We start from the raw sequence: 20,095 nt of genomic DNA, 5'->3' as shown, positions 1-20,095 counted from the left end.
CTCGTCCGCCGACAGGATGCCGGCCGGCTTGCCGCAGGCGCGGATGCGGGCGATGGCGTCCTCGATCGCCGCCTGCACCTCCGGGTGCTTCGGGTTGCCGACATGGCCCAGCGCCGCCGCGAGGTCGCCGGGGCCGATGAACACGCCCGTCACGCCGTCGACCGCCGCGATCGCCTCGATGTTGTCCAGGCCCTTGCGGCTTTCCACCTGAACCAGCACCGCAAGCTCCGCCTCGCACAGCTGCGGATAGTCCTTGATCCGGCCGAAGCCGCTCGCCCGCGGCGCCGCCGAATAGCCGCGCACCCCATGCGGCGGATAGCGGGTGTAGGACACCGCGTTGGCCGCCTCCTCCGCGCTCTCCACATAAGGGATCAGGAAGGACTGCACCCCGATGTCCAGGTAGCGCTTCAGCGTCACCATGTCGTTCCACGGCACCCGCACCACCGGATGCGCCCGCCCGCCGGCGGCCGCCGCCTGCAGCTGGCTGTAGACCATCGGCAGCTCGTTGGGCGAATGCTCGGTGTCGAGCACCAGCCAGTCGAAGCCGGAGCCGGCGATGATCTCCACCGTCACATGGCTCGACAGGATCGACCACAGGCCGATCTGCAGGCGGCCGGCGTCCAGCGCGCGCTTGAAGGAATTCTGGGGAATGGTCATGGCTTTACCTCGTGGCTCTACATGCGTCGATCGGGCGCGCCGATCAGGATCGCGCGGAAATCGTTGACGTTGGTCAGGGTCGGGCCGGTCACCACGCCGTCGCCCAACGCCTCGAAGAAGCCGTGGCCGTCGTTGTCGGCCAGGCTGTCGCGCGGCTTCAGCCCCAGGCTCCAGGCCCGCGCCAGCGTGTCGGGGGTGATGATGGCGCCGGCGATCTCCTCCTGCCCGTCCACCCCGTCGGTGTCGCCGGCGATGGCGTGGATGGCGGGATGGCCGTCCAGCGCGATGGCGAGCGACAGCAGGAACTCGACATTGCGGCCGCCGCGGCCCGAGCCGCGCACCGTCACCGTGGTCTCGCCGCCCGACAGCAGGATGCACGGGGCGGTGAAGGGCTGGGCGCGGTCGGCCACCTGCAGGGCGAGCCCGCCCAGCACCCTGCCGACGTCGCGCGCCTCGCCTTCGATGCGGTCGCTCAGGATGTGGACCGGGTAGCCGGCCTCGCGCCCTACCGCCGCGGCGGCTTCCAGCGCCATCTGCGGGGTGGCGATCAGGCGGGTTTCGCAGCCCGCCAGCCGCGGGTCGTCCGGCTTGACGCTTTCGCCGCGCCCGCTTTCCAGCACGTCGCGCACCGCGGGCGGCACCGTGATGCCGTAGCGGCGGAGGATGGCAAGCGCGTCGGCGCAGCCGGTGGGATCGCCGACGGTGGGGCCCGACGCGATGTCCATCGGGTTGTCGCCGGGCACGTCGGACAGCAGCAGGGTCAGCACCCGGGCCGGGGCGCAGGCGGCGGCGAGCCGTCCGCCCTTCACCGCGGAGAGGTGGCGGCGCACGCAGTTCATCTCGGCGATCGTGGCGCCGGAGGCGAGCAGGGCGCGGTTGACCGCCTGCTTGTCCGCCAGCGTCACGCCGTCCAGCGGCAGTGCCAGCAGCGCCGAGCCGCCGCCGGAGATCAGGCACAGCACCAGATCGTCCGCCCCGAGGCCGGAGACCAGCGCCCGGATGCGCTCGGCGGCGGCCAGCCCGGCGGCGTCGGGCACCGGGTGGGCGGCCTCGACGATCTCGATGCGCCGGCACGGCACGGCGTAGGCGTAGCGGGTGACCACCAGCCCGGAGAGCTCTCCCGGCCAATGCTCCTCGACCGCCCGCGCCATCGCCGCCGAGGCCTTGCCGGCGCCGATCACCACCAGCCGGCCTTTCGGCGGGTCCGGCAGGTTGGCCGGCACGCACAGCGCCGGCTGGGCGGCGGCGATTGCGGCATCGAACATCTGGCGCAGCAGGTCGCGCGGAGCGGTCGACATGGGCGGAGCCTCCCTTTACGCTTTTTGGCCGATCTCGAAGTTCGCGAGCATCTCCAGGGCGCGGACCATGCCGGAATGGTCCCAGGCCTTGCCGCCGTTGGCGGCGCAGGCGTTGAACAGCTCCTGAGCGGTGGCGGTGTTGGGCAGGCTGACGCCGAGCGAGCGGGCGGTGGCGAGCGCGAGGTTGAGGTCCTTCTGGTGCAGTTCGATGCGGAAGCCGGGATCGAAGGTCCGCTTGACCATGCGGTCGCCATGGACCTCCAGGATGCGGGAGTTGGCGAAGCCGCCCATCAGGGCCTGGCGGACCTTGGCGGGATCGGCGCCGGCCTTGGCGGCGAGCAGCAGGGCCTCGCCGACCGCCTCGATGGTGAGCGCGACGATGATCTGGTTGGCGACCTTGGTGGTCTGGCCGTCGCCGTTGCCGCCGACCAGGGTGATGTTCTTGCCCATCAGCTCGAACAGCGGGCGGACGGTGCCGAAGGCCTTTTCCGGGCCGCCGACCATGATGGTGAGCGAGGCGGCCTTGGCGCCGACCTCGCCGCCCGACACCGGCGCGTCTAGATAGTCGCAGCCGAGTTCGTTGACGCGGCGGGCGAAGTCCTTGGTGGCGACCGGGGAGATGGAGGACATGTCCACCACGATCTTGCCGGCGCTGAGCCCCTCGGCGACGCCGCCGGCGCCGAACAGGACCTTTTCGACGTCGGGGGTGTCGGGGACCATGATGAAGACGATCTCGGCCTGTTCCGCCACCTCCTTGCCGGAGCCGCAGGTCACGGCACCGCCGGCGGTCAGGGCGTCGGGCACCGGGCCGACGGTGTGGACGAACAGCGCGTGGCCCGCCGCCTGAAGGTGGCCCGCCATCGGCGCGCCCATGATTCCCAAACCGATAAAGCCGATCTTGCTCATCTCTTTTCCTTCCAAAGCAATCTTGTCGTCGCGGGGCGGGAGTCAGCGCACGAGGCAGGGGCGCTTGTTGTCGAAGGTCCAGCCGGAGATCAGGTATTGCATGGCGATGGCGTCGTCGCGGGCACCCAGGCCGTGTTCCTTGTAGAGCTCATGCGCCTTGGCCAGTTGGTCCATGTCGATCTCGACGCCCAGGCCCGGCTTCTGCGGGACGGCGACCAGACCGCCCTTGATCTGGAACGGCTCCTTGGTCAGGCGCTGGCCGTCCTGCCAGATCCAGTGGGTGTCGATCGCGGTGATCTTGCCCGGCGCCGCGGCGGCGACGTGGGTGAACATCGCCAGCGAGATGTCGAAGTGGTTGTTGGAGTGCGAACCCCAGGTCAGGCCCCAGTCATGGCACATCTGGGCGACGCGGACGGAGCCCTGCATGGTCCAGAAATGCGGGTCGGCCAGCGGGATGTCGACCGACTGCAGCTGGATGGCATGGCCCATCTGGCGCCAGTCGGTGGCGATCATGTTGGTCGCCGTCGGCAGCCCGGTGGCGCGGCGGAACTCCGCCATCACCTCGCGGCCCGAATAGCCCTTCTCGGCGCCGCAGGGATCCTCGGCATAGGCCAGCACGTCGCCCTTGCCCTTGCACAGGCGGATCGCCTCCTCCAGCGACCAAGCGCCGTTGGGGTCGAGCGTGATGCGCGCCTGGGGGAAGCGCCTGGCGAGCGCGGTCACCGCCTCGATCTCCTGCTCGCCGGGCAGCACGCCGCCCTTCAGCTTGAAGTCGTTGAAACCGTAGCGGTCGTGGGCGGCTTCTGCCAAGCGGACCACCGCATCGGCCGTCAGGGCCTCCTCGTGGCGCAGGCGGAACCAGTCGTTCCTGGCATCGGGTTCGCAGCGATAGGGCAGGTCGGTCTTGTTGCGGTCGCCGACATAGAACAGGTAGCCCAGCATCTCCACCGCGTCGCGCTGCTGGCCCTCGCCGAGCAGGGCCGCGACCGGAACCTCCAGGAACTGGCCGAGCAGGTCGAGCAGGGCCGCTTCCAGGGCGGTGACGGCATGGATGGCGATGCGCAGGTCGAAGGTCTGCAGACCGCGGCCACCGGAGTCACGGTCGGCGAAGGCCTTGCGGGCGGCATTCAGGATGTTGTTGAAGGCGCCGATGGGCTGGCCGACCACCAGGGCGCGGGCATCCTCCAGGGTCTGGCGGATCTTCTCGCCGCCGGGGACCTCGCCGACGCCGGTGTGACCGGCGCTGTCCTTCAGGATGACCACGTTGCGGGTGAAGAAGGGGGCGTGGGCGCCCGACAGGTTCAGCAGCATCGAGTCATGGCCGGCGACCGGCACGACCAGCATTTCGGTGACTTTGGGGGAGGATTGGGTGGCCATGGCGGGAACTCCAGGGAAGGGGCGCGGGATTGGAGCCGCGCTCCGCTTTCGGATGATCGTGTGACGAGGGGGGCGGATCGGGGTGCGGCGCGGACGGGTCAGAGCGTCTTCAGTTCCACGCGCTTGATCTCGCCGACGATGAACAGGTAGCTGAGGATTGCGACTGCGGCATTGGCGGCGACGAAGATCAGCGCGCCGTCGAAGGACCCGGAACCGGCGACCAGATAGCCGATGACGATCGGGGTGGTGATGCCGGCGGTGTTGCCGAAGGTGTTGAACAGGCCGCCCGACAGGCCGCCGATCTCCTTCGGCGAGGTGTCGGCCACGACGGCCCAGCCCAGCGCCCCGACGCCCTTGCCGAAGAAGGCGAGCGCCATGATGGCGACGACCAGCCATTCGGCATCGACGTAGTTGCAGGCGATCATGCTCATCGACATCAGCATGCCGAGCACGATCGGCGTCTTGCGGGCAACGGACAGCGAGTAGCCCTTCTTGATCAGCCAGTCGGAGATCACGCCGCCCAGCACGCCGCCGATGAAGCCGGCGATGGCTGGAACCGAGGCGATCAGGCCGGCCTTCAGGATGGTCATGCCGCGGCCCTGGACGAGGTAGACCGGGAACCAGGTCAGGAAGAAGTAGGTCAGCGTGGTGATGGCGTATTGGCCGATGTAGATGCCCAGCAGCATGCGGTTGGACAGCAGCTGCTTCAGGTAGCCGAGCTTCGGACCGCCGCCGGTCTTGGCCTTCTTGGCATTGTCCATGTCGACCAGACCGCCGCCCTGCTCGATGTGGTCGAGCTCGGCCTTGTTGATGAGCGGGTGTTCCTTCGGGCTGTACAGCACCTTCATCCAGACGAAGCCGAGCACGATGCCCAGCCCGCCCATGACGTAGAAGACGTACTGCCAGCCGTAGGTCGCAGTGATCCACGCCATCAGCGGGGCGAAGATCACGGTGGCGAAATACTGCGCCGAATTGAAGACGGCCGAGGCGGTGCCGCGTTCCGCCGTCGGGAACCAGGCGGAAACGATGCGCGAGTTGGCTGGGAAGGACGGCGCTTCCGTCAGGCCGACCATGAAGCGCAGGGCGAACAGCGTGAGGATCGCCGTGCCGGCGCCGAGAAATCCGACGAAGCCCTGCATCAGGGTGAAGAACGACCAGGTGATCAGGCTGAAGAAATAGATGGTCTTGGAGCCGAACCGGTCGAGCAGCCAGCCGCCGGGAAGCTGGGCCATCACATAGGCCCAGCCGAAAGCGGAGAAGACGTACCCCATCGCCACGGCGTCGAGACCGAGCTGCTTGGCGGCGGCGGGACCGGCAATCGACAGCGTGGCGCGGTCGGCATAGTTCACGGCGGTCAGGATGAACAGCATGAGCACGATCAGGTAGCGCACATGCGTCGGTTTCGCCTGGGCGGCTGCTGCCTGTGTTGCTGTTGGCGGCGTGGCCATTCCGTCAACCACCGCGTCGGTTGGTATGGAGGCTTCAGCGGACATGGACATTGCTCCCTATGATACCGCCCGGCTCCAGCCCGATTCTTGCTTTTTGGGGGGGCTTTGGCGTGTGCCTTGCGGAAGGTCACGGTTTGGCGCTTCTGCGGGTCCCGCCACTGGGCGGCCCTTGGTTTCGCAGCGCTATCAGTGACAAATTGATAGCGCTGCCATTCCGGAGATCCAAGGAGAAATTTCGCCTCTCGCGCGGCCTCTATGACAACGCTGTCAGAGGAAAAAGGATGTGATCCGCCTAACGCACTGAAAACAAAAAGCTCTTCTCACGACCTGCGGCAGGGCGCCGCATCGTTTGCCTAGGTCAGGCTATACTTCAGGGGAGAGGGCATATTCATGATCATGGTCCGGGTTCTTCTATGAAGTCCGCAAGTCATGGCTAAATAATAGCGCTGCGACCGGCAAGGAGCGGAGGGGCCGGGACTCATAATAGCGCTGCGCTGCGCTGCGGCATCGTAAAGCCAGTCATGCGGCGCAGGCGATTGTGTCAAGTGACAGCGCTGTCAATAATGTCGGGCATCGGCGGGGAAGGCCCTGCCACTCTTTCACCCGATGCCTGCGCATCGTGATCAGGAGATTAGAATGTCAGAACAGTCGGCGGAATTTCAACGTTTCGCCTTGAAGTTCATGGTCATGGCGATACTCGCGGCGGCGGTGGAGCTCGCCGTGCTGCACGGGTTCGATTCAGGCGAGGCCGAAGCCGGTCATGCGGAGTGGGTCCGGAATGTTCCGGTGCTCGGCATTGACCTTCCCTTCACCTGATCGGGGGGGCAGACCGGGCTCAGGTGCTTTCCCGCTCCACGATCTCGAAGCCGATGTCGACGATCTTCTCGACGGGCTTGTCTTCGAACCGCGCGAGCATCGCTTCGGCCGACAGCCGGCCGATCGCCTGCCGGTCGATCCGCACGGTGGAGAGGGCGGGATAGGTATAGGGGGCGAATTCCAGGTCGCCGAAGCCCATGATCGCGAGATCGCCCGGCACCGACAGGCCACGGGCCTGGGCTTCCGTCAGGACGCCTTGCGCAAGCGCATCGGAGCTGCAGAAGACGGCATCCGGACGCTGCGGCCCCTCCAGCAGCTTCGCCAGCCCTTCACGCCCGAGCTTCAGGTTGCCGGGCGCCGGCAGGATCGCGACCTGGATGTCGGTGACGCCGCGTTCGGCCGCGGCTTCCTCGAAGCCCCGGCGGCGGACGGCGGCGCGTTCGTCGCTTGCCCAGACCAGCCCGAGGCGGCGGTATCCCTTGCCGATCAGATAGGCGGCCACCGCGCGCCCGAGCTTCTCATGCGAGAAGCCGACGAGCATGTCGATGGGAGTCGGCGTGAGATCCCAGGTCTCCACGACCGGAATCTTCGCGGCCAGAAGCCGCTGCCGGCTCTGGGGCGAATGGGTGATGCCGGTGAGGAACACCGCGTCGGGGCGGCGGCTCAGCACCGTGGCGAGCAGTTCGTCCTCCCGCGAGGCCGGATAGCCCGACAGGCCCAGCAGCACCTTGTAGCCGGCCTCGCCCAGCCGATCGGTCAGGCATTCGACCGCTTCGGCGAAGATCGAGTTGCCGATGGTCGGGACGATCGCCGCCACCAGCCGGCTGCGCTTGGAGGCGAGGCCGCCGGCCAGCAGGTTCGGAACATAGCCGCTGCGGGCGATCACCTCCCGCACATGGTCCAGCGTGTCCTTGGTCACCAGTTCCGGCCGGTTGATCGCCCGTGAAACGGTGATCGGCGCCACCCCGGCCATCCGCGCCACTTCTTCGAGCGTGACGCTGCCGGAAGACCGGCTTGAAGTACGGGGTGCCGCTTTTTTTTGATCCGGCTGGGGCGCCTTCTTGCCCGGCTTCCGTTTGCTATGGGTGGGCAGGGGATCAGACACGAGTGTCCCTTCGGTAAGCCGGTTCAAGAGTTCAGGACAACATAGGGCTGTCGAACGCCGTTTGCCAAGTTCCGGAGGTTCCGTTCCAGGCCCCTTCGGCAAGATGAACGAGAGGATGGGCGACTTGTCGCAGGAAACGACGAAGAAAATCCTTCTCAAGCTATGGGCGCAGCGATACGGTGCCCGATGACAGCGCTGTCATAAACCGGCGTGGCCGGGATCGGATGCGATCCGCCGCCGGCCGGGAGCGCGGTCCCCAATCCTCTGCCCGCTGCGCCAGCCCCGGTTCCGGGCGGCGCCGGTGCTCCGCCGTCCCGGCAATGCCGCAGCCCACACGCCGTGCCGCATTCCGCCGCGCCTCATCTTCAGGAGTAACCAGCCCATGGCCCTTCTCCGCAGCAGTCCGTCAGGTCTTCCGCCGCGCCAGCGCAAGACCAAGATCGTGGCGACCATCGGACCATCCAGTTCGACGCCGGAGCGGATCCGCGAGCTGTTCGTCGCCGGGGTCGACGTCTTTCGCCTGAATTTCAGCCACGGCAGCCACGCCGACCATGGCGAGCGGCTGCGGGCGATCCGCGAGATGGAGCAGGAATTCGGCCGCCCCATCGCGATCATGGCCGATTTGCAGGGACCGAAGCTGCGGCTCGCCACCTTCCGCGACGGGTCGATCTCCCTCAGCCAGGGGCAGATGCTGCGGCTGGACCTGTCGTCCGAACCGGGTGACGGGACGCGCGTCGGCATGCCGCATCCGGAAATCTTCGCGGCCCTTCAGCCGGGGGCCGAGCTTCTGCTCGACGACGGACGGGTCCGGCTCAGCGTCACCGCCTGCGGGTCGGACCATGCCGATACGGTCGTGGTCAGCGGCACCCGCCTGTCGGACCGCAAGGGCGTGAACGTGCCGGGCGTCGTGCTGCCGCTGTCGCCGCTGACCGCCAAGGACCGCCTGGATCTGAATTTCGCGCTGGAGCAGCGCGTGGATTGGGTCGCGCTCAGCTTCGTGCAGCGGCCCGAGGACGTGGCGGAGGCGCGCCGGCTGATCGGCGGGCGTGCCGCGCTGCTGTCGAAGATGGAGAAGCCGCAGGCGATCGAGCATCTCGAACTGATCGTCGAACTGTCGGACGGCGTGATGGTCGCGCGCGGCGATCTCGGTGTCGAGCTGCCGCCGGAGGATGTCCCGGCGCTTCAGAAGCGGATCGTGCGCGAGGCCCGTCTGGCCGGCAAGCCGGTGATCGTCGCCACCCAGATGCTGGAATCGATGGTGACCGCCCCGGCGCCGACGCGTGCCGAAGCGTCGGACGTCGCGACGGCCGTCTATGACGGAGCCGACGCCGTCATGCTGTCGGCCGAAACGGCGTCGGGCGAGTATCCGGTGGAAGCGGTGTCCATCATGGACCGCATCGCGCAGCGCGTCGAAGCCGACCCGCTTTACCGCAAGATCGTCGAATCCCAGCACCCGAGCCTGCAGGAAACCTCCGCCGACGCCATCACCGCGGCAGCCGGGCAGGTTGCCAGGACGATCCATGCGGCGGCGATCGTGACCTACACCACCTCCGGCTCGACGACCTTGCGCGCCAGCCGGGAACGGCCGGACGTGCCGGTCCTTTGCCTGACGTCGAGCATGGCCACGGCGCGCCGCCTGCAGCTTGCCTATGGCGTGCACAGCCTCCACACGCGCGACATCGGCAGCTTCTCCGAGATGGTGCAGAAGGCCGTCCGCTATGCCCATGCCAGCGGGCTTGCCCAGGAAGGCCAGCGCGTCGTCATCACCGCCGGCGTGCCCTTCGGCGTTCCGGGCAACACCAACATCCTGCGGATCGCGTGGGTCGATCGGCCGTCACAGGGCTCCACGATGCAGCGCGAGACCGCGGCGTGCTTTCCGTGAGCGGCGCCTGTTGTGACGATCGGCCGCATGGTTCAAGCTGATCCCCGGACATGAGGCCTGTCGATAGAGGCCCGATGGGAAGGGGAGGACGCAGCATGGCCCTGCCGGATCGCGACGACACCGAACCCGCCGAAGGGAAAGGCCCGCTGGCCGGGGTGGACCGCCGGCTGCTGGTGGCGGCGCTGGCCCTGGCGCTGCTGACCGTGCTGGCGGTGCTGGACCGGTATCGGCCGACGCCGGGATCGGCACCGCCGGTCGATTGGCGGCTGCCCACGGTGGAGCTGCCGCTGACGGTGCCGATGGCGAAGGCGCCCGGCCCGCGCCGGGATGAGCTGCTGGGGGCGGATTGATCGGGGCGGATTGAGCCGGGTCAGCCGACCGGCAGCCCGTCGCTCCCCTCGCCCAGCGGGCGTTCCATCAGAACGCTGTCCAGCCAGCGGCCGAACTTGAAGCCGACCGCCGGCAGCACTCCGACGGGACGGAAGCCGCAGGCGGCATGCAGGCCGATGGAACCGTGGTTGGCGCTGTCGCCGATCACCGCGATCATCCGGCGGTATCCCGCCGCCTCGCAGATCTCGATCAGCGGCTCCATCAGCGCCCGGCCGATGCCGCGCCGGCCCATGCCGTCGGCGACGTAGACGGAGTTCTCCAGCGTGAAGCGGTAGGCGCTGCGCGTGCGGTAGAGCCCGGCATAGGCGTAGCCGGCAAGCCGCCCCTCGCACTCCGCCACCAGATAGGGCAGGCCGCGGGCCAGGATGTCGGCGCGGCGCCGCGCCATTTCCGCCTCGTCCGGCGGAACCTCCTCGAACGACGCGGTGCCGTGCAGGACATGACGGGCATAGATCGCGGCGATGGCGGGGATGTCGGCGTCGGTGGACGCCCGCACGGTGATGGCAGGCATAAGGATCAACTCCGGTGAGGACGGTCGGCGGGAAGAAGAAGGGCGCAGACGGTCGCCAACCCGCCGCCGACGCCGAGAAGCGCGAAACCCCAGCCCCAGGGGGAGCCCCCCATCGTGCCAGCCATTCCGCCAGTCTGGTCCAGCACCAGCCCTACCGCCAGCGGTGCGGCGCCGCCGGCGCCGAAGCCGAGGATGGAGCGCACGGCCAGCGCCGCCCCCAGGCTGCCGGGCTCGACCGATTCCGTCATCGCCGTGGACAGGACGGGAGAGTCGCCCAGCGCCGAGAAGCCGTAGAGGGCGGCCACCGCCAGCACCAGGACCAGCGGCATCCCGTCCATCCAGCCGATGGTGAAGGAACAGGCCGCACCCAGCAGCCCCATCGCCACCAGAACGGCCCGCCGGCCCAGCCGGTCCGACGCCCGGCCCATCAGCAGCGACGACAGGAAGCCCGAGAGATGGATGGCTGCGGCGATCCACAGGCCGCGAACGCCGGCCCCGCCCGAGTTGGCGAGGCTGGCCGTCAGGAAGGCCGGAAGCCAAGCCCACATGCCCAGCAGTTCCCAGCAATGGGTGGTGTAGCCGGCGGTCAGCAGGAAGGACCGGCGGTCGGCCAGGAAGCGGAAGGCGCCGCGCAGCCGCCGTGACGCGCCGCCGGCAACCAGATTGGCGCGCCCGCGCAGTCCCGGCGTGGCGAGCAGCGCCGCCAGCAGCGGTCCCAACCCGCAGGCGATGAAGGCGGCCTCGTAGCCGAACCGCTCCGCCAGCCATGCTGCGAGAGCGATGGAGGCGAAATAGCCGAGCGACCCCGCCCCCAGCAGCCAGCCGACCGCCGCACCCCGCCGCGCCGTCGGCACCCCCTGCGCCACCAGCATGATGGAGGGGGCGTAGGTTCCGCCCTGCGTCAGCCCCATCAGCGAGAACAGCAGCAGGCCGCTTTCCGCCGAGCGGGCGAAGAAGGCGAAGGCAAGGCCGGTCAGGGCCGTCGCCCAACTCGCCCACAGGAAGACGCGCTTGGCGCCCAGGCTGTCGGCGAACCAGGAGGAGCCCACCAGCGACAGGGCGTAGCCGATGTTGAAGGCGGTCTGGATCGACCCGGCTTCCCCCGCCGACATGCCCCAGGCCTGCATCGCGGGCACGAGCGCGCCGGCATAGACCATGAAGGACAACGACGTGGCGAAGCGGCTGGCGCACAGCAGCACGAGCCATGTGGAGGAGGGGGCGGAGGAGGGAATGGCTGCGGTCGTCATGGCCCCACCGTCGCGGACCGCCGTTGAAAAGGCAAATTTATTGATTTGATCGGAATCATAAGGAAGGCTGTGGGTATGCGCGGCCTGAATCTCGACCAACTCATCACCTTCGCCACCGTCGTCGAACATGGCGGCTTCACCGAGGCGGCAAGCCGGCTCGGCCTGACCCAGCCGGCGGTCAGCATGCAGATCCGCAATCTGGAGGAACGCTTCGGCGTGCGTCTGGTTGAGCGGGTCGGCAAGCGCGCCCTGCCGACGGCGGCCGGCCGCGATTTGCTGCCCTTCATCCGCCGCATGCGCGACGAGGTGGAGGCGGCATCCGCCGCCATGGGACGTCACCGCGCCGGACAGGCGGGGCGCGTGCGCATCGGCACCGGCGCCACCGCCTGCATCTACCGCCTGCCGCCGATCCTGACCGCACTGCGTGCCGCCCATCCGGGGCTGGAGATCATCGTCGTCACCGGCAATACGCCCGACATCCTGGACGCGGTGGAAGCCGGGGCGCTTGACCTCGCGCTGGTCACGCTGCCGGCCGTCCGCGCCGGCCTGTCCATCGAACCGGTGTGCAGCGAGGAGCTGGTCTGCGTCGGGCCGCGGATCGGGGATGGGCCGGGGCCGGACGGCATCGCCCCGGCGGCGCTGGCGGACGGGGCGCTGATCCTCTACGAGCGCGGCGGCACCATGCGGGCGGTGATCGACGGCTGGTTTATGGCCGGCGGCGTGCAGCCGCGTCCGTCGATGGAACTGGGCAATGTCGAGGCGATCAAGAACCTCGTCGCCGCCGGGCTCGGCCGGTCGATCCTGCCGTCGGTCACCGTCCAGGGACCAAGCGATTGCGACCGCTTCGCAGTCCAATCTCTGTCTCCACCGCTGGTTCGCACGCTAGGGTTGGTTTTGCGGCGTGACAAAGTGCCTGAACCCGGAGTGCGGGCAATGGTGAGGGCGATCAAAGATATGCGGTATTGATAAACATAAATCCTCTGTTTCTGTAATCATCAGTCCTATTTCCTTTGGAGGGTTTACAGGGGCTTTCGGTCTTGCGCACTCTCGTCTACTGAGACTTTCGTTTTTCTTGAGCGCCTATGACCAAGCCGCAGTCTCTCCCGGATGAGCCCGCGACCAGCCGGATGGGGGGCGGGGCGGGTCCGGATGCCCAACCGAACGCTTCCCCGAACACTCGGCCGACCGCCCAACCGGGTACCGCTCCCGATGCGCAGCTGGCGGCGCGGGTGGAAGAGCTGGAGCGGGAAAACGCGCGGCTGAGCGCCGCCCTCGCCACCGCCTGCACCGGCTGCGACGACCTGCTGACGGTCAATGCGCTCAACGAGGATCTGCGCACCGCCTTCGATGCCCTGGAGCACAGCCGCGCCGCCCATGCCGACAGCGAAAGGCGGCTGCGCGCCATCCTGGACAGCGCCGTCGGCCACGCCATCCTGACCTTATCGCCGGACGGCCGGGTGACCAGCTGGAATCCCGGATCCGTCCGCATCCTGGGCTGGACGGAGGAAGAGGCGCAGGGCCGCCCGGTCGCCTTTCTCTTTCCGCCGGAGGATGTCGTGGCCGGCGTGCCCGATGCGCTGAGGCTGCGGGCGCTGGCCGAAGGTCGCATGCAGGAGGAACGGGCCTTCCGCCGGCGCGACGGCTCCGTGGTCTGGGGGGCGCTGACCATCCTGCCGCTGCAGGGCGACGAGGAGGGGTTCCTGTGGATCCTGCACGACCGCACCGACGAGCGGCGGATGGAAGAGGCCATCGCCGACGCGCGCAAGCGTGCCAGCGACATCCTGGATAGCATCGACGAGGCGCTGGTGGCGCTCGACCGCGATTACCGGGTGATCTACCAGAACCGGCGGGCCGAGCAGCTCGACCATCAGCCCCTGTCGGCGATCCGTGGGCGCCGCCTGTGGGAGATCTGGCCGCAGCTCGCCGGCTCCGATCTGGAGGTGCTGTGCCGCAAGACCATGACGGAGCGGGTGCCGACCAGCATGGAGAAACGCCTGGACGGCGAGGACACCACGTTGTGGCTGGAGATCCGCATCCTGCCGACGGCGGAGGGGGTCGGCTGCTTCTCCCGCGACATCACCATGCGCAAGCGGGCGGAGGAGGAGGCGCGCGCCTCGCACGAGCGGGCGGTCTTGATCCTGGAGAGCATCAGCGACGCCTTCTATGCCGTCGATCACGACTGGCGCTTCACCTACATCAACCGCAAGGCGGAACAGCTGTGGGGCCGGTCACGCGATACCCTGCTTGGCCGGCACTTTTGGGACGCCTTCCCCAATGTGCTGGGCAGCGAAGCGTTCGAGGCGCAGAAGCAGGCGGTGCGCGAAGGGCGGGAGATGACCGTCGAGGTGAAGTCGCCCATCCTCGGCGACTGGATCGAGATCAGCATGTATCCCAGCCCGGACGGGCTGTCGGTCTATTTCCGCGACATCACCGCCCGGCGGCAGGCGCAGCAGGCGCTGATGCAGGCGAAGGAGACGGCGGAGGCGGCCGACCAGGCCAAGGGCAAGTTCCTGGCCGCCGCCAGCCACGACCTGCGCCAGCCGCTGCAGGCGCTGCTGCTGTTCGTCGACGTGCTGAAGCCCCATGTGCAGGGCAGCCAGGGCGCCAACGCGCTGATGCATCTCGGCCGCGGGCTGGACGCGCTGAAGGAGCTGCTCGACAGCCTTTTGGACATGTCGCGGCTGGATGCCGGGGTGGTGCAGCCGAACATCGAGATCGTGCCCATGGTCCCGCTGTTCGACCACATCGCCGCCTCCTACCGGCCGGTCGCGGCGGCCAAGGGGCTGGAGCTGCATGTCCTGTCCTGCAACGCCGCCGCCTGCACCGACCGCACGCTGCTGACCCGCATGGTGCGCAATCTGGTGGAGAACGCGCTGCGTTACACAGAGAACGGCCGGATCGACATCGAATGCCGGCAGACCGGCGGCCGCCTGCTGATCGAGGTGCGCGACACCGGCATCGGCATCCCGCCCGACCATCTGGAACGCATCTGGGAGGAATTCCATCAGGTCGGCAATTCGGAACGCGACCGCAACCGCGGCCTCGGCCTCGGACTTGCCATCGTGCGGCGGCTGTCGCAGCTGCTGAACCATCCCGTGGACGTCCAGTCGAAGCCGGGGGAGGGGACCAGCTTCGTCATCGCCCTGCCGCTCGGCCGGACCATCGAGCGTCCGCTCGGTCCGGCGGAAGCGGCGACGACCGGCCACGGCCGCTTCGCCGTGGTGGTGGATGACGACGCCATCGTGCTTCTGGGGCTGGAGACGATCTTCCGCGAATGGGGCTATGAGGTGCTGGTCGCCGGTTCCGCCGAAAAGGCGGTGGAGGCGCTGCGCCGCAGCGGCCGCCGTCCCGATCTGATCGTCGCCGACTACCGCCTGCGCGAAGGCCGCTTCGGGACGGACGCCGTCGCCAGCATCCGCGCGCTGTTCGAAGAGGCGGGCGGACCACCGGTTCCGGGCCTGATCCTGACCGGCGAGACCGGCCCCGAGTGCGAACGCGACGCCTCCGCCCATGGGCTGGGCATCATCCACAAGCCGGTGACCCCGCGCCAGCTCAGCCATGCGCTCGGCGAACTGCTGGGGTTGCAGTGACCGGGCCTGCGCCCTGCCTCGCCATCCGGAAGAAAGGCGCAAATGTCGCGGCTCGGGCTCCGGCCCGGACTTTGTTCGACCGCGGCGCGGCCCTAAGCTGGACCGCCGGCCGGCATGGGCGGGATCGCGGGAGGGATCGTGAATATTCTCGGATGGCTCGCCATGCTCTGCGGAGGAGCCTGGGCATTGCTGGCGGTGGTGTTCATGGGCCTGGACGCGCCGGAGAGCACCCTGACGCTGCTGATCGCTACGCCCGGTGCACTGCTGGCGCTGCTTGGGCTGGGGCTGGTCGTTCTTGGAAGTGCTTTGGGAGCGTCGCGGCGGTCGCGTTAGGTGCGGGCGCCCCGACGGCCGGGGGCGGCCTGCCGTTCGGCGGGGCGATGCGTGTTGTGCACCGGTGAAGCCCCGCCGGAACGCAAGGGCGTCAGCCCTGCTCGATCAGGTCGGCGCAGGCGTTCACCGCGGCGGCGGCGTAGGGGCGGATGCGTGGCGGGATCTGAGACGGGTTGATGCCCGGCCCGAGGATGCCGACGCCGACCGGCTTCATGAACTGAAGCTGCAGGTCGATCAGGCTGCGGATCACCGCATGGCCCATGACGTTGCCATGTTCGGTCTCGCCCCGCTCGATGATGCCCAGCGCCACCGCGCCGGCCACGTCGTCGCGCATCAGCAGGCGCTTGATCGCCAAGGGCTTTTCCATCGAGCCGGGAACCCAAACCTCCGCGACGATGCCGAGGCCGCGGCGGGCGGCGACCGCGCGCGCCTCGTCCAGCATCTCTTCCCCCTCCTTGCGGTGGAACCGTCCGAGCACGATGCCGATGTTGCTCACCCTCTGTCTCTCCCCTGATTGGCGGCCCGAAGTCCGGCGGTCTGAAGTGTCACGGTCTGAACCTGCGCCCAAACTGTCGCGTCGCCGCGCAAAGCGCAAGGGCCGTCACTTGTTCGAAAATTTCTGCCGACCCTTCAAAGGTTTCGCGCCCCATTTTCATGGGCGGCCCGCCTTCCGCCGCACTGCATCAAGGCTTCGGCGAAGGATAACCGTTCGCGGTCAAGGTCTGGCTTAGCATACGGTTCGCTCCCAACTGCGGCAGGCCGTCGCAGCGTGCTACAAATCGGTACAAATTGCTCGCCGCCGCTTGTGTTGCGACCATGTAGTAATGGGTGGGTATGGCGCGCGCCGGTCCTGGCCTGAAGGGCGGCGCGGCCGTAACAGATCGGTCAGGCGAATCCGGAACGGCAATCATGTTGAAGGGTGCGATCGAATACGCGCCGTCGACCTTCGAGGAACGGGGGGCCGCGGTGGCCTTCACCACGCCGCTGCTGTCGCAGACCCGCGTGCGCCGCGGCGAACGGTCCAAGCTGGAGGTGCTGATCCCCAGCCTGTCGCAGGGGATGGGCATCTATGTGGTCGCCTGGAAATCGGTTCCCGACATGGTGTCGATGACCATGCACGACCGCTATCTCCATGACCTGATCGTGAAGGAGGACGCCTGTTCCCCCCATGAGATCCGCCGGGCGACGCTGAAGGCGGCGCGGCGCGGGCTGGCCGGGCCGAAGGCGGCGCAGGCCGCCCGCCACGCGCTGGAGGAGGACGAGGAGCAGAGCACCCTCACCCATTACCTGCTGATCCTGGCGATCCTGAAGGCGGTCGGGCTGGAATCGCCGGAGATGCTGAAGGCCGGCATCGACACCGACGAAGGCCAGCGGCTGACCCGCCAACTGATGACCCGCGCGGCGGAAAGCCTGCGGATGGACGCGACGCTGCTCTATTCCCGGCTGGCCGACGTCGCCGCGGTCGCCGCCCCGGTCGGGCTGGCGCGCTCGCCCAAGCCCGGCCGGCTGGTGCGCGGACTGATGGATTTGAAGGGCTTCCGCGACAGCCTGACCGACTGGGCGCGCGAGGTGCCGAGCGAGGCCGCCCCGGTCGCCGCCTTCTGCGCGGAGGTGGCGCAGCACACCATCGCCATCGGCGACAAGGTTCTGGGCGACTTTCATCGCCGCATCGAAGCGATCGGCCCGCTGATGCGCGACTGGGACGTCGAGATCGTCCGCGTGCGCGCCCAGGCGGCGCGGATGGCGTGGCTGCTCGACGGCTGGAGCCACATCACCGGGGCCTGGGAGGTGGTGCAGACCGAGGACCACCACCAGCAGGCCGCGACCGTCAACGATCTGTTCCGCATCCTGCCCCTGCTGCCGAGGAAGGAGTCCAGCCGTGACTTCGTGGAGGATGCCAAGCAGGTGAGGCAGGCCCAGCGCCGTTCCGTCCGCATGCTGGAGGATTGGCGCACGGGCCAGATGGACATGGACGCCATCCGCCGGATCGAGGCGGTGAAAGCGCGCGCGCCATGACTGAAGCGGCGGACGGATCGGGACGGGGCAAGATCGACCACCTGCCGGGGCTGGAAAGCCGGCTGTTCGACATCCCCGAGGACAAGTTCATCGAGGTCGTCCGCCTGCTGGAGCGGGTGCGCGACCATCCCGACGTGCGCCAGACCTTCGCCGCCATCCGCCCGCGGCTGGTCCAGGTGCGGCCCGATCGCCGGCCGACGATGAAGCGCGTCCTGTGCATGCCATTCGAGGATGTGCTGGAGAGCCTCAGCGGCGTCGACGTGCCGCTGGGCCGCATCGAGCGGCGGGTGATCGAACCGGTCTGGCGGCTGGTGACGGAGTGCGGCGACACCGCCCTGATCGACCAGCTCGACCGGCAGGTGCAGGAGACGGCGCCCGGCAATCTCAACGCGCTGCGCAACATCGGGCGCCGGCTGTGGCCGATGGCGGCGCAAGCCATTCGGGGGGCGGTGGAGCAGGACGGATCGCGCCAGATGGTGTGGCGGCTGCTTCACGGCGACGAGGAGCTGCGGCGGCAGGTTCTGGACGTCGCCGCCTTCCTGGACATCGGGCTGACGGTGGAGGCGCTGAAGGACGCGCTGGCGCCCAAGCCGCTGCCGGCGCTGGACGACCACCATGTCGAGGCCATCGAGCAGGCGGCCCAGGCGGCGGCGCGCCAATCACCGACGCTGGTCTATTACCTGCTGCTGGTCGCCGCCTCCCGCATGGCGAACCCGGCCGACCTGCTGGCCGTGCTGAACGACATCGACCTCGGCAAGGCGCGGCGGGAGCAGCCGGTGATCTTCGCCCAACTGAGCGGGCTGGTCGTCACCAACCTGGAGGAGCGGAGCGCCCGCCTGGACGGGAAGCGGGACGGGGCCGGCGGGGCTGCCGTCGCCATCGCTCCGGAGGAGGCCATCGCCATCGCCGAACGGCTGGTCGCCAGCGTCAACACCACCTCTGCCGTCATGGATTTCCTGGCCGAGCCGGTCTATCGCGAGCGGCTGGACGCGGTGAAGGCGGCGGTGCGGACCATGGTGACCGGCAGCGTTCTCGACACCGCGCCCCAGGGCATCCTGACCGTGGTGGCGGCCCCCGCTGCCAGTGGCCGGCCGGTTGCCGTGGACGACGACGCCCAGACCGCGGCGGAGGATCATGCCCGCGCCTTGCGCCGGTGCGAGGGGCTGGCCGACGCGCTCGGCCTGCACCAGCCGCTGAAAGACGCCATGGCGTCGATGGAAAAGGGCCTGCTGGAGCGGGCTCAGGCCCTGCTGGCGCAGTATCCCAAGGCCGCCGGCGACCCCGACGATGCGGAGACGGCGGAGATGAACCTGTTCTATGCCCTGCGCCTGCTGGAAATGGTTGCCGGCCCCGCCAAGGCTGACCGGCTCCGCACCGCCATCATGGCGGCTACGGGAGAGTTCGGAGAGGAGTAGGGGTGCCTGCTTCCTCCTCTCCCCGGGGGGAGAGGGGACTCTGTCCGGGAGAGGACACACCCTCACGACGTCGCCGGCAGGGCGTCGCGTGCTTCCTCTTCCTCGGCGTAGCGGCGGGCCAGCACGGCGCCGACCATCAGCTGGATCTGGTGGAACACCATCACCGGCAGCAGCACCAGACCGGCGGTGGCCGGGGCGAACAGCACGCCGGCCATCGGCACGCCGCTGACCAGCGACTTCTTCGATCCGCAGAAGACGATCACCGCCTCGTCGGCGCGGGAGAAGCCCAGGCGGCGGCTGAGCAGAGTCGTGCCGACCAGGAAAAGCGCCAGGATCGCGCAGTCGATCAGCACCACCATGCCCAGCGCCGCCGGGGGCACCTGATGCCACAGCCCGTTCACCACCGCCTCGCTGAAGGCGATGTAGACGACCAGCAGGATCGATCCGCGGTCGGTGAACTTCAGCATCTCCTTGTGCCGGGCCGCCCAGGCGCCGACCCAGCGCCGCAGCAGCTGTCCGGCGACGAAGGGCAGCAGAAGCTGTGCCGCGATGGTCTGCAGCGTGTCCAGCGACAGCGCACCCCCCTGCACCTTCAGGAACAGCGCCACCAGCAGCGGCGTCATCAGGATGCCGGAGATGTTGGACAGGGTGGAACTGCACACCGCCGCCGCGACGTTGCCCCGCGCCATTGACGTGAAGGCGATGGAGGACTGGACGGTGGACGGCAGCAGGCAGAGGAACTGCACCCCTACCGCCAGGGCCGGCGGCAGCAGGCTGTGCGGCAGCGTCGCCACCACCGCCCAGCCGATCAGCGGGAAGGCGACGAAGGTCAGGCTGAAGATCAGCAGGTGCAGGCGCCAGTGCGACATGCCCGCCACCACCTCTTCCCGCGGCAGACGGGCGCCGTGCAGGAAGAACAGCAGCGCGATGGCCGCCTCCGCCAGATAATGCACCCCCTGGGCGATCTGGCCCTGCACCGGCAACACGGTCGCCAGACCGACGGTCGCCACCAGGGCGATGGTGAAGCCGTCCATGTTCGGGCGCGGTACGCGGATCATCGTTGCAGGCTCCCCCTAATGCAGCGTCCCAGGTATACGGTATCCA

The 20,095-nt window shown here is 68.7% G+C and carries 18 protein-coding genes; 8 read left to right on the top strand and 10 right to left on the bottom strand.

The genetic code is table 11. From position 1 onward, the window contains the following. From FZ983_RS32085 to FZ983_RS32065, 5 genes are all read right to left on the bottom strand, one after another. Nucleotides 1-657 (bottom strand): HpcH/HpaI aldolase/citrate lyase family protein (locus FZ983_RS32085; RefSeq protein WP_149228818.1); only part of this gene is annotated, 657 nt, incomplete at its 3' end. Nucleotides 658-674: 17 nt separating this feature from the next. Continuing rightward, nucleotides 675-1,955, bottom strand: a complete 1,281-nt coding sequence (locus tag FZ983_RS32080; protein ID WP_149228816.1) for a glycerate kinase — start codon at nt 1,953-1,955, stop codon at nt 675-677. A gap of 15 nt (nt 1,956-1,970) precedes the next feature. Then, nucleotides 1,971-2,861, bottom strand: coding sequence for a 2-hydroxy-3-oxopropionate reductase (gene glxR / locus FZ983_RS32075; RefSeq protein ID WP_149228814.1), 891 nt, complete (start codon nt 2,859-2,861; stop codon nt 1,971-1,973). Between the two features lie 42 nt (nt 2,862-2,903). Then, a complete protein-coding gene (gene gudD, locus FZ983_RS32070) occupies nt 2,904-4,238 on the bottom strand; it encodes a glucarate dehydratase (protein WP_149228812.1) in 1,335 nt (444 codons plus the stop codon). A gap of 98 nt (nt 4,239-4,336) precedes the next feature. Then, nucleotides 4,337-5,686 carry an MFS transporter gene (locus tag FZ983_RS32065; RefSeq protein WP_149228824.1) on the bottom strand — a complete coding sequence of 450 codons (1,350 nt, stop codon included), beginning with the start codon at nt 5,684-5,686 and terminating at the stop codon, nt 4,337-4,339. A 636-nt stretch (nt 5,687-6,322) separates the two neighbouring features. Between FZ983_RS32065 and FZ983_RS32060 the strand changes: the two genes are divergently transcribed. Next, nucleotides 6,323-6,502: a hypothetical protein gene (locus tag FZ983_RS32060; RefSeq protein ID WP_149228810.1), complete on the top strand. Its 180-nt coding sequence runs from the start codon at nt 6,323-6,325 to the stop codon at nt 6,500-6,502. Between the two features lie 19 nt (nt 6,503-6,521). On the opposite strand, the gene FZ983_RS32055 is transcribed toward FZ983_RS32060, so the two are convergent. Beyond that, complete coding sequence (locus tag FZ983_RS32055) at nt 6,522-7,484, bottom strand: LacI family DNA-binding transcriptional regulator (RefSeq protein ID WP_282187074.1); 963 nt, start codon at nt 7,482-7,484, stop codon at nt 6,522-6,524. Between the two features lie 505 nt (nt 7,485-7,989). On the opposite strand from FZ983_RS32055, the gene pyk reads away from it, so the two are divergent. Then, nucleotides 7,990-9,489: a pyruvate kinase gene (pyk, locus tag FZ983_RS32050; protein ID WP_149228805.1), complete on the top strand. Its 1,500-nt coding sequence runs from the start codon at nt 7,990-7,992 to the stop codon at nt 9,487-9,489. A 95-nt stretch (nt 9,490-9,584) separates the two neighbouring features. Further along, entirely contained in the window at nt 9,585-9,839 is a 255-nt protein-coding gene (locus tag FZ983_RS32045; RefSeq protein ID WP_188092597.1) for a hypothetical protein, read from the top strand. Nucleotides 9,840-9,859: 20 nt separating this feature from the next. Here the strand turns inward: FZ983_RS32045 and FZ983_RS32040 are convergent, their stop codons facing one another. After that, nucleotides 9,860-10,390: a GNAT family N-acetyltransferase gene (locus tag FZ983_RS32040; RefSeq protein ID WP_211103025.1), complete on the bottom strand. Its 531-nt coding sequence runs from the start codon at nt 10,388-10,390 to the stop codon at nt 9,860-9,862. Nucleotides 10,391-10,395: 5 nt separating this feature from the next. Continuing rightward, nucleotides 10,396-11,637 carry an MFS transporter gene (locus tag FZ983_RS32035; RefSeq protein WP_247884068.1) on the bottom strand — a complete coding sequence of 414 codons (1,242 nt, stop codon included), beginning with the start codon at nt 11,635-11,637 and terminating at the stop codon, nt 10,396-10,398. 75 nt (nt 11,638-11,712) lie between these two features. Between FZ983_RS32035 and FZ983_RS32030 the strand changes: the two genes are divergently transcribed. The 3 genes from FZ983_RS32030 (at nt 11,713) to FZ983_RS32020 (ending at nt 15,560) form a co-directional block, all read left to right on the top strand. Beyond that, nucleotides 11,713-12,603, top strand: coding sequence for a LysR family transcriptional regulator (locus FZ983_RS32030; protein ID WP_149228801.1), 891 nt, complete (start codon nt 11,713-11,715; stop codon nt 12,601-12,603). A gap of 116 nt (nt 12,604-12,719) precedes the next feature. Further along, nucleotides 12,720-15,227, top strand: coding sequence for a PAS domain-containing protein (locus FZ983_RS32025; protein ID WP_247884067.1), 2,508 nt, complete (start codon nt 12,720-12,722; stop codon nt 15,225-15,227). Between the two features lie 138 nt (nt 15,228-15,365). Beyond that, nucleotides 15,366-15,560: a hypothetical protein gene (locus FZ983_RS32020; protein WP_149228798.1), complete on the top strand. Its 195-nt coding sequence runs from the start codon at nt 15,366-15,368 to the stop codon at nt 15,558-15,560. A 91-nt stretch (nt 15,561-15,651) separates the two neighbouring features. On the opposite strand, the gene FZ983_RS32015 is transcribed toward FZ983_RS32020, so the two are convergent. Then, the gene (locus tag FZ983_RS32015) at nt 15,652-16,056 is read right to left on the bottom strand and encodes a 6,7-dimethyl-8-ribityllumazine synthase (protein WP_149228796.1); all 405 of its coding nucleotides are present in this window, start codon (nt 16,054-16,056) and stop codon (nt 15,652-15,654) included. Nucleotides 16,057-16,469: 413 nt separating this feature from the next. Between FZ983_RS32015 and FZ983_RS32010 the strand changes: the two genes are divergently transcribed. Both FZ983_RS32010 and FZ983_RS32005 read left to right on the top strand, forming a co-directional pair. Then, the gene (locus FZ983_RS32010; RefSeq protein WP_149228794.1) at nt 16,470-17,576 is read left to right on the top strand and encodes a hypothetical protein; all 1,107 of its coding nucleotides are present in this window, start codon (nt 16,470-16,472) and stop codon (nt 17,574-17,576) included. Beyond that, nucleotides 17,573-18,991 (top strand): hypothetical protein, encoded by a 1,419-nt coding sequence (locus FZ983_RS32005; RefSeq protein ID WP_149228792.1) that lies wholly within the window; start codon nt 17,573-17,575, stop codon nt 18,989-18,991. Before FZ983_RS32010 ends, FZ983_RS32005 begins: the two co-directional genes overlap by 4 nt. A gap of 62 nt (nt 18,992-19,053) precedes the next feature. On the opposite strand, the gene FZ983_RS32000 is transcribed toward FZ983_RS32005, so the two are convergent. After that, the gene (locus FZ983_RS32000; RefSeq protein ID WP_149228790.1) at nt 19,054-20,049 is read right to left on the bottom strand and encodes a bile acid:sodium symporter family protein; all 996 of its coding nucleotides are present in this window, start codon (nt 20,047-20,049) and stop codon (nt 19,054-19,056) included. Nucleotides 20,050-20,095: the final 46 nt, after the last annotated feature.

Origin of the sequence: Azospirillum sp. B21 (assembly GCF_008364825.1) — a bacterium.
Lineage (GTDB): Bacteria > Pseudomonadota > Alphaproteobacteria > Azospirillales > Azospirillaceae > Azospirillum.
The sequence above is the reverse complement of the archived record's forward strand: the minus strand, read 5'-3'. Positions and strand labels throughout refer to the sequence as shown.